We start from the raw sequence: 7,320 nt of genomic DNA, 5'->3' as shown, positions 1-7,320 counted from the left end.
AGCGCCCAGGAGGGGAACTGCCCGGTGAGCGCTGCGGCGGCCTGGCGGGCAGCGCCGTCGGCAACGTATTCGCCCGGCTTCGGGACGGTGACGGCGACGCCGAGGAGCCGGACGGCCGCATCCTGAACCGCGGGAGACTGTGCGCCGCCGCCCACCAGGATGACCCGCCGGGCCACCACCCCCTGGTCCTGGAGTGCCGCCAGGCCGTCCGCCAGCGAGCAGACAACGCCCTCGACGGCGGCCCGGGCCAGGTTGGCGGGCGTGTAGCTGGTGCGGGTGATGCCGTGCAGGGAACCGGTGGCGTCGGGCAGATTCGGGGTCCGCTCGCCGTCAAAGTAGGGCACCAGGGTCAGGCCCCCCGCGCCGGGTCCCGAGGAGAGCGCAAGATCATTGAACTCCCGCAGGTCCACGCCCAGCAGCGCTGCGGTGGCATCAAAAACCCGGGTTGCATTGAGGGTGCATACGAGGGGCAGGTAGTGGCCGGCGGCATCGGCGAAGCCCGCTACCAGCCCTGAGGGATCGGCTGCCGGGATGTCCGACACGGCAAAAACCGTGCCGGACGTGCCCAGCGACATCACAACGTCGCCCAGCCCGGCGCCCGCACCCAATGCTGCGGCTGCGTTGTCGCCGGCGCCGGCCGCAATCAGGCAACCCTGGGGGGTCCTGCCCGCTGGTTCCAGCGGGCCAAGCACCTTCGGCAGCAACGGCACGTGGCCCAGCGACGCGGACAGGACCTCGGGGAGGTACTGTCCATCCGTGCTTGAGTAGTAGCCCGTGCCCGAAGCGTCCGAGCGGTCAGTTACCAGCGCCTTCAGGCCGGCCGCGCCGCTTCCCGGGCCGAAGCCCATCAGCAGCCAGGTCAGCCAGTCATGCGGAAGGCAGACGGCAGCCACCTTCGCCGCGTTCTCCGGCTCATTCTGGGCGAGCCAGTGCAGCTTGGTGATGGTCAGTGACGCTACCGGGACGGTGCCGGTTGCACCGGCCCAGTAGCGTGCACCGGCAGCGGCGTCACCGTCACCGGCCGTCTTGATCAGGTCCGCGGCGGCGCCGGCACTCCGGGTGTCGTTCCAAAGCAGGGCGGGCCGGACGACGTTGCCGGTTTCATCCAGGCACACCATGCCGTGCTGCTGGCCCCCGACGGAAACCGCGGCCACGTCCTCCAGCCCGCCGGCCTGCCTGATGGCTTCCTGCAGTGCGGTCCACCAGTGGTCGGGGTGGACCTCGCTGCCTTCGGGGTGGGCGGCGCGGCCGTGCCGGACGAGCTCTCCGGTGTCCGCGTCGCGGACCACCACCTTGCAGGACTGGGTGGAGCTGTCGATGCCTGCTACGAGGGCCATGGCTTAGCGGGCGTTGAGCAGGTGCTCGATGGCGAGCTGGTTCAGCCGGACGAACGCGAAGGAACGCTCCGCGGCTTTGTCGGCGTCGAAGTCCTCGAAGGAGGCGGCGTCGGCGATCAGATCGGCGGCGGTCTCACCGGCTGCCAGGGTGGGCTGGCCGAGCTCGAACACACCGGAGGCCGCGAGGGCTTCCTGGACCTGGGGGTCGGCGCGGAATGCGGTGGCGCGTTCCTTCAGCAGCAGGTACATGGCCATGTTGGCTTTTGCTGATTCCCAGACACCGTCGTAGCCGTCCGTGCGGGAGGGCTTGTAGTCGAAGTGGCGGGGGCCTTCATAGCGGGGGCCGCCGTTGGGGAAGCCGTTTTCGAGCAGGTCCACCGTGAAGAAGGCGCTGGTGAGGTCGCCGTGGCCGAAGACCAGGTCCTGGTCGTATTTGATGCCGCGCTGGCCGTTCAGGTCGATGTGGAAGAGCTTGCCGGCCCACAGCGCCTGGGCGATGCCGTGCGTGAAGTTCAGGCCGGCCATCTGCTCGTGCCCGGTTTCCGGGTTCAGGCCCACGATGTCGCCGTGTTCGAGCTGGGCAATGAACGCCAGGCCGTGCCCGACGGTGGGCAGGAAGATGTCACCGCGGGGCTCGTTGGGCTTGGGTTCAAGCGCGATCCGCAGGTTGTAGCCCTTGTCCTTGATGTAGGCCGCGGCAGTATCCACGCCCTCGCGCATCCGGTCCAGGGCGGCCGAGAGGTCTTTCGAACCGTCGTATTCGCTGCCCTCGCGTCCGCCCCACATAACGAAGGTTTCCGCCCCGAATTCGGCGGCGAGGTCGATGTTGCGCAGGACCTTGGACAGGGCAAAGCGGCGGATGGAGCGGTCGTTGGAGGTGAACCCGCCGTCCTTGAACACCGGGTGGCTGAACAGGTTGGTGGTCACCATCGGAACCTTCAGCCCGGTCTCGGCCAGCGCGGTCCGGAAGTTCTTCAGGATCAGCTCACGCTCTGAGACGGTGGCGTCGAAGGGAACAAGGTCGTTGTCGTGGAAGGTGATGCCGTAGGCACCGAGTTCGGCCAGGCGGTGGACCGCTTCGACCGGGTCGAGGGCGGCGCGGGTGGCAACACCGAAGGGGTCGGCGCCGGTCCAGCCTACGGTCCACAGGCCGAAGGTGAACTTGTCCGCGGGAGTGGGGGAGAGAGTCATGATGCGTCCTTGCAGTCAGTGCCGCCTTGGTGCGGCTATTAGTTTATTGCCTGAACTATATGCGGGGACGTAGGCTGGGGTCAACAGCCCCGGCCTCCCGCCGGCAAAATTTTTTCAAGGAGCGTCCTGATGGTGATGCCGGTGCCGGCCGCAGTCCTTACCGAGTCCGCCGTGCCCGGCAGCATGAATGATGTTCGCCGGAGCAACCTTGCACTCGTTCTGGGAAGGATCGCCCAGGCCTCCGCTGATACCCATCTCACCCGCGCCCAGGTTGCCTCGGCCACAGGCCTGACCAAGGCGTCGGTTTCGAGCCTGGTCCTGGAGCTCCTGGAAGCCGGGCTTGTCCGCGAAATAGGGCTGAACCCGCAGGGGGAGCGCGGGCGGCCGGGTGTGGGTCTGCAGCTCAACCCGGACCGCGCCGTGATGGGCATGGAAATCAATGTCGACTACATCGCGGCCGGAGTCATCGACCTCTCGGGTACCCTGCTGGTGCAGGAAATCCAGGAGCGCGACAACCGGGACAGCGACAGCGGCCCTGTCATGGACGCCCTTGCCCTGCTGGCAGCGACGGTGGCCAGTGCGGCGGGCAAGCGCGGCGTCCGGATCCTCGGGGGCGGGCTGGCTGTACCCGGGCTCGTGGATGCTGCGACGTCAAAGGTCCTCCTCGCCCCGAACCTCGGCTGGACCGGCGTTGACCTCGATCTCACCCGGCTGCTGCCCGGTACTGCTTTGGGTGTTGCCCTGTTCAACGAAGCCAACGCTGCCGCGTTGGCCGAACTCCAGCACCGGCAGGCCAATGGTGGCTCCGGTTTCCTCTTCGTGTCCGGCGAGGTTGGTGTTGGTGGCGGGCTGGTCATCGGGGCCGAACTGTTCACCGGGCCTGAAGGGCATGCCGGCGAAGTGGGGCATGTGGTGGTGGACCCTGACGGAAGCCTGTGTTCCTGCGGCGGAACCGGATGCCTGGAAACAGTGGCCGGCCAGGACGCCATCTTCACGGCAGCCGGCATCTCAGGCAGCCGGACACGCTCTGAAAACATGTCCGCCCTGGTGGATTCCCTGAAGGCGGGGGAGCCCGGTGCCCTGCTCGCCGTCGATCGTGCCGGAAAGTACCTGGGCATGGCTCTAGCCTCAACCGCCAGGGTGACGGACATCGGTTCGGTGGTGCTGGGCGGCCACTTCGCGGTCCTCGACCCCTGGCTGCGGGCGCCGCTCGTTGCGAGCCTTGAAAAGTACGCGCCCGGCAGGATCGCCGCGGAGCAGGTGTCCCTCACGGCTGTGGGGCAAGCCGGAGCGCTGCTTGGCGCGGCGGGCAGCGTGGTCCGCTCGCTCGTCGAGGCGCCATACCTGGTTCAGCCCTAGCGCTGGGGGAATTCAAGAAAGAAAACACCCCGGTCCGAAGACCGGGGTGCTACCGATGACCCGACTCATCCGTGAAGGATGTCCCGACTCATCACATCGGTGCCCCAGGAGGGAATCGAACCCCCGACCGGCGGATTAGAAGGCCGCTGCTCTATCCCCTGAGCTACTGAGGCGGGTGCATCCGGGCCTGAAGCCCGGCGCCTCAAAAAGTTTACATTGCCCGGCTGCAGGTCGCGTCACAGGTTTCCAAACGCCAGACTTCTCCTCCACAAGCACGCCGGGACCGCGGTTGTGCACATAGGACGTCCGGGCCCTCGTCCCTGGTGATCAGCGGGATGATGCTGGTTTTGCCTGCTAAGGCACCACCATTGAAGACAGGACGTAAAGATGAGCGACACCACCATCACGATCCGGGGATTCGTTGCCACCGAGATCAAAAGCGGCACAACGCCAGGGGGAGTGGCCACCGCCTCTTTCCGGATTGGTTCCACCTCGCGGCGGCGTGACAAGGAAACAGGCGCCTGGATGGACGGCCACACCAACTGGTTCCTGGTCCAGGGCTACCGCCACCTCGCGGGAAGCATGGGCTGCAGCATCAGAAAGGGACAGCCGGTCATCGTGGTTGGCACGCTGAAAATCCGCAGCTGGGAACGGGACGGCAGGGTCTATTACTCACACACCATCGATGCTGACGCCGTGGGCCACGACCTCACCTGGGGTACTGCCAACTTCATCCGATCCTCCACCAAGCCGCTTCTCTCGCTCGTTGACCAGGACGCCCCCCTCGCCGGCGAACACCGTGCCGGTACCGACGGACCGTTCGACGAACCCGGGGACGGCGACGAGGACCTGGGCGGCGATCCTGCCGCTGCCTACATCGAGGACAGCAACGGCGACCTTGTGCCACTGGATCTGGAAACGGGGGAGCTCGCGGAATCAGGAGTGTAGGAACTGTCATCAAACGCCCTCTCAAGTTCCTGGGCGGGCAGGGCTTCGGCACCCCCCGGCCGTGCCCTGTCCGCCCAGGCTGCATCACCGGCTCCGGGACCCGTGGCAGAATGACAGCATGCGGCACAACCTGGACCACCGGCACAATCATGGAGCCGGTGCCTCACCGGCTGCTCCTCCAGAAACGATCAGGGCCCGCACCATGATGCTTCGCTTCGCCGCGGGTGCAGCCCTCGTCGCCGTCATGGCCGGCTGCACCCCGGGTTCCACCGCTTCGCCCGGACCCGCAGACAGTGGAACCCAGGCAACGGAAACCGCGGCCCCTGCCGCGCAGGACAGCGGTACCCAGGACAGCAGTACCGAGGGCAACGGCGAGGAAGGCGGGGACGCGCTCGCGGACACCTCAGCCGCACCGTCAGCCAACGCGGAAGCGGCGGCCACCGAAACGGTCAGGCAGACCGTGACAAACACCCTGACCCAGCTGGCAGCGGCGGCGCCAAAACCCGCCACCGCCCAGGTCACCGATGCACTCACCGGCGCGGGCATTGCCCCCGCTGTCCTTCAGGTGTCGCAAAGCCGTACTCCCACCGGCCTTGAAGCCGACGCCATAGAGGCGGCGGTGCTGCAGGGGACCGACTGCGTCATCGGCCAGGTCCGGGAAGGAACAGTCACCGTCACGGTCCTTCCGGTGCTGGCCAGCGGCAAGTGCTTCGTAGGGTCCTGAGTCCGCCGTAAATGTGAGTTATGCCCGCCTACCCACTAGATTTGGAACCATGGCGGAATTTATCTACACAATGACCAAGGCCCGTAAGGCCGTTGGCGAAAAACTCATTCTTGATGACGTAAGCATGTCATTCTTCCCCGGTGCCAAGATCGGTGTTGTGGGCCCGAACGGTGCCGGTAAGTCCACCATCCTCAAGATCATGGCCGGACTGGACACCCCCTCAAACGGAGAGGCCCGGCTCAGCCCCGGCTACAGCGTAGGGATCCTGCTGCAGGAACCGCCGCTGAACGAAGAAAAGACCGTCCTGGGCAACGTCCAGGAAGGCGTAGGCGAGATCTACGGCAAGATCCAGCGGTTCAACGAAATTTCCGAGGAAATGGCCAGCCCCGATGCTGACTACGACACCCTCCTCGAGGAAATGGGCAAGCTTCAGGAAGCCATCGACGCCGCCGACGCCTGGGACCTCGACTCCCAGCTGGAACAGGCCATGGACGCGCTCCGCTGCCCGCCCGCTGACGCGGACGTCACCAACCTCTCCGGTGGTGAACGCCGCCGCGTTGCCCTCTGCAAGCTTCTCCTGCAGAAGCCCGACCTGCTCCTCCTTGACGAGCCCACCAACCACCTGGACGCTGAAAGCGTGCTCTGGCTCGAACAGCACCTCTCCAGTTACCCGGGCGCCGTCCTGGCCGTAACCCACGACCGGTACTTCCTCGACCACGTTGCCGAGTGGATCGCCGAGGTGGACCGCGGCCACCTGTACCCCTACGAAGGCAACTACTCCACGTACTTGGAGAAGAAGCGTGCCCGCCTGGAAATCCAGGGCAAGAAGGACGCCAAGCAGGCCAAGCGGCTTGCCGAGGAACTCGAGTGGGTACGTTCCAACGCCAAGGGCCGCCAGACCAAGTCGAAGGCCCGCCTGGCACGCTACGAGGAGATGGCTGCCGAAGCAGACCGGACCCGCAAGCTGGACTTCGAAGAAATCCAGATCCCGCCGGGACCCCGCCTGGGCGGCCTGGTGCTGGAAGCGAAGAACCTCCAGAAGGGCTTTGAAGACCGGACCCTGATCGACGGGCTCTCCTTCACCCTGCCCAGGAACGGCATCGTCGGCGTTATCGGCCCCAACGGTGTCGGCAAGACCACGCTGTTCAAGACCATCGTTGGCCTGGAACCGCTGGACGGCGGCGACCTGAAGATCGGCGACTCGGTCAAGATCTCCTACGCGGACCAGAGCCGCGGCGGCATCGACCCCAACAAGACCCTGTGGGAGGTCGTCTCCGACGGGCTCGACTTCATCCAGGTGGGCAACGTCGAAATGCCGTCCCGCGCCTACGTTGCGGCCTTCGGCTTCAAGGGCCCGGACCAGCAGAAGAAGGCCGGCGTGCTCTCCGGCGGTGAGCGCAACCGCCTGAACCTCGCCCTGACGCTCAAGCAGGGCGGAAACCTCCTGCTCCTTGACGAGCCCACCAACGACCTCGACGTCGAGACCCTCAGCAGCCTGGAGAACGCGCTGCTTGAGTTCCCCGGCTGCGCCGTGGTGGTCTCGCACGACCGTTGGTTCCTGGACCGGGTTGCCACGCACATCCTGGCCTATGAAGGGGACGAGGAGAACCCGTCCAAGTGGTACTGGTTCGAGGGCAACTTCGAATCCTATGAGGAGAACAAGGTGGAGCGCCTGGGCCCGGATGCGGCCAAGCCGCACCGCGTCACCCACCGCCGCCTGACCCGCGACTAGGGACTTCAGCACCGGCGCCCCGCCGGTCA

General features: G+C 66.3%; 6 protein-coding genes and 1 tRNA gene. 4 read left to right on the top strand and 3 right to left on the bottom strand.

The window, feature by feature from the left end; translation table 11 throughout:
* On the bottom strand, positions 1 to 1,337 hold a 1,337-nt coding region (gene xylB / locus P2Q66_RS20565), incomplete at its 3' end, for a xylulokinase (RefSeq protein ID WP_275731121.1).
* 3 nt (positions 1,338 to 1,340) lie between these two features.
* Entirely contained in the window at positions 1,341 to 2,528 is a 1,188-nt protein-coding gene (gene xylA / locus P2Q66_RS20560; protein ID WP_275731120.1) for a xylose isomerase, read from the bottom strand.
* A 129-nt stretch (positions 2,529 to 2,657) separates the two neighbouring features.
* On the opposite strand from xylA, the gene P2Q66_RS20555 reads away from it, so the two are divergent.
* Positions 2,658 to 3,887 carry an ROK family protein gene (locus P2Q66_RS20555; RefSeq protein WP_275731118.1) on the top strand — a complete coding sequence of 410 codons (1,230 nt, stop codon included), beginning with the start codon at positions 2,658 to 2,660 and terminating at the stop codon, positions 3,885 to 3,887.
* 100 nt (positions 3,888 to 3,987) lie between these two features.
* On the opposite strand, the gene P2Q66_RS20550 is transcribed toward P2Q66_RS20555, so the two are convergent.
* Positions 3,988 to 4,060 (bottom strand) — tRNA-Arg (locus P2Q66_RS20550).
* A 214-nt stretch (positions 4,061 to 4,274) separates the two neighbouring features.
* Here P2Q66_RS20550 and P2Q66_RS20545 point away from each other — a divergent pair.
* The 3 genes from P2Q66_RS20545 (at position 4,275) to ettA (ending at position 7,291) form a co-directional block, all read left to right on the top strand.
* Positions 4,275 to 4,835 (top strand): single-stranded DNA-binding protein, encoded by a 561-nt coding sequence (locus tag P2Q66_RS20545; protein WP_079596352.1) that lies wholly within the window; start codon positions 4,275 to 4,277, stop codon positions 4,833 to 4,835.
* 118 nt (positions 4,836 to 4,953) lie between these two features.
* Positions 4,954 to 5,559, top strand: a complete 606-nt coding sequence (locus P2Q66_RS20540; RefSeq protein WP_275731115.1) for a hypothetical protein — start codon at positions 4,954 to 4,956, stop codon at positions 5,557 to 5,559.
* Positions 5,560 to 5,608: 49 nt separating this feature from the next.
* Positions 5,609 to 7,291, top strand: a complete 1,683-nt coding sequence (gene ettA, locus P2Q66_RS20535) for an energy-dependent translational throttle protein EttA (protein ID WP_079596350.1) — start codon at positions 5,609 to 5,611, stop codon at positions 7,289 to 7,291.
* The last annotated feature ends 29 nt before the right edge of the window (positions 7,292 to 7,320 follow it).

This window comes from Arthrobacter sp. Cr_A7 (assembly GCF_029222765.1).
GTDB lineage: Bacteria > Actinomycetota > Actinomycetes > Actinomycetales > Micrococcaceae > Arthrobacter.
This window is presented reverse-complemented; position numbering and strand designations above follow the sequence as displayed.

What these genes read in the sequence shown, in the direction of transcription:
- xylA (WP_275731120.1), bottom strand. Translation starts at nt 2,528, where the DNA reads ATGACTCTCTCCCCCACTCCCGCGGACAAGTTCACCTTCGGCCTGTGG.
- P2Q66_RS20555 (WP_275731118.1), top strand. Translation starts at nt 2,658, where the DNA reads ATGGTGATGCCGGTGCCGGCCGCAGTCCTTACCGAGTCCGCCGTGCCC.
- P2Q66_RS20545 (WP_079596352.1), top strand. Translation starts at nt 4,275, where the DNA reads ATGAGCGACACCACCATCACGATCCGGGGATTCGTTGCCACCGAGATC.
- P2Q66_RS20540 (WP_275731115.1), top strand. Translation starts at nt 4,954, where the DNA reads ATGCGGCACAACCTGGACCACCGGCACAATCATGGAGCCGGTGCCTCA.
- ettA (WP_079596350.1), top strand. Translation starts at nt 5,609, where the DNA reads ATGGCGGAATTTATCTACACAATGACCAAGGCCCGTAAGGCCGTTGGC.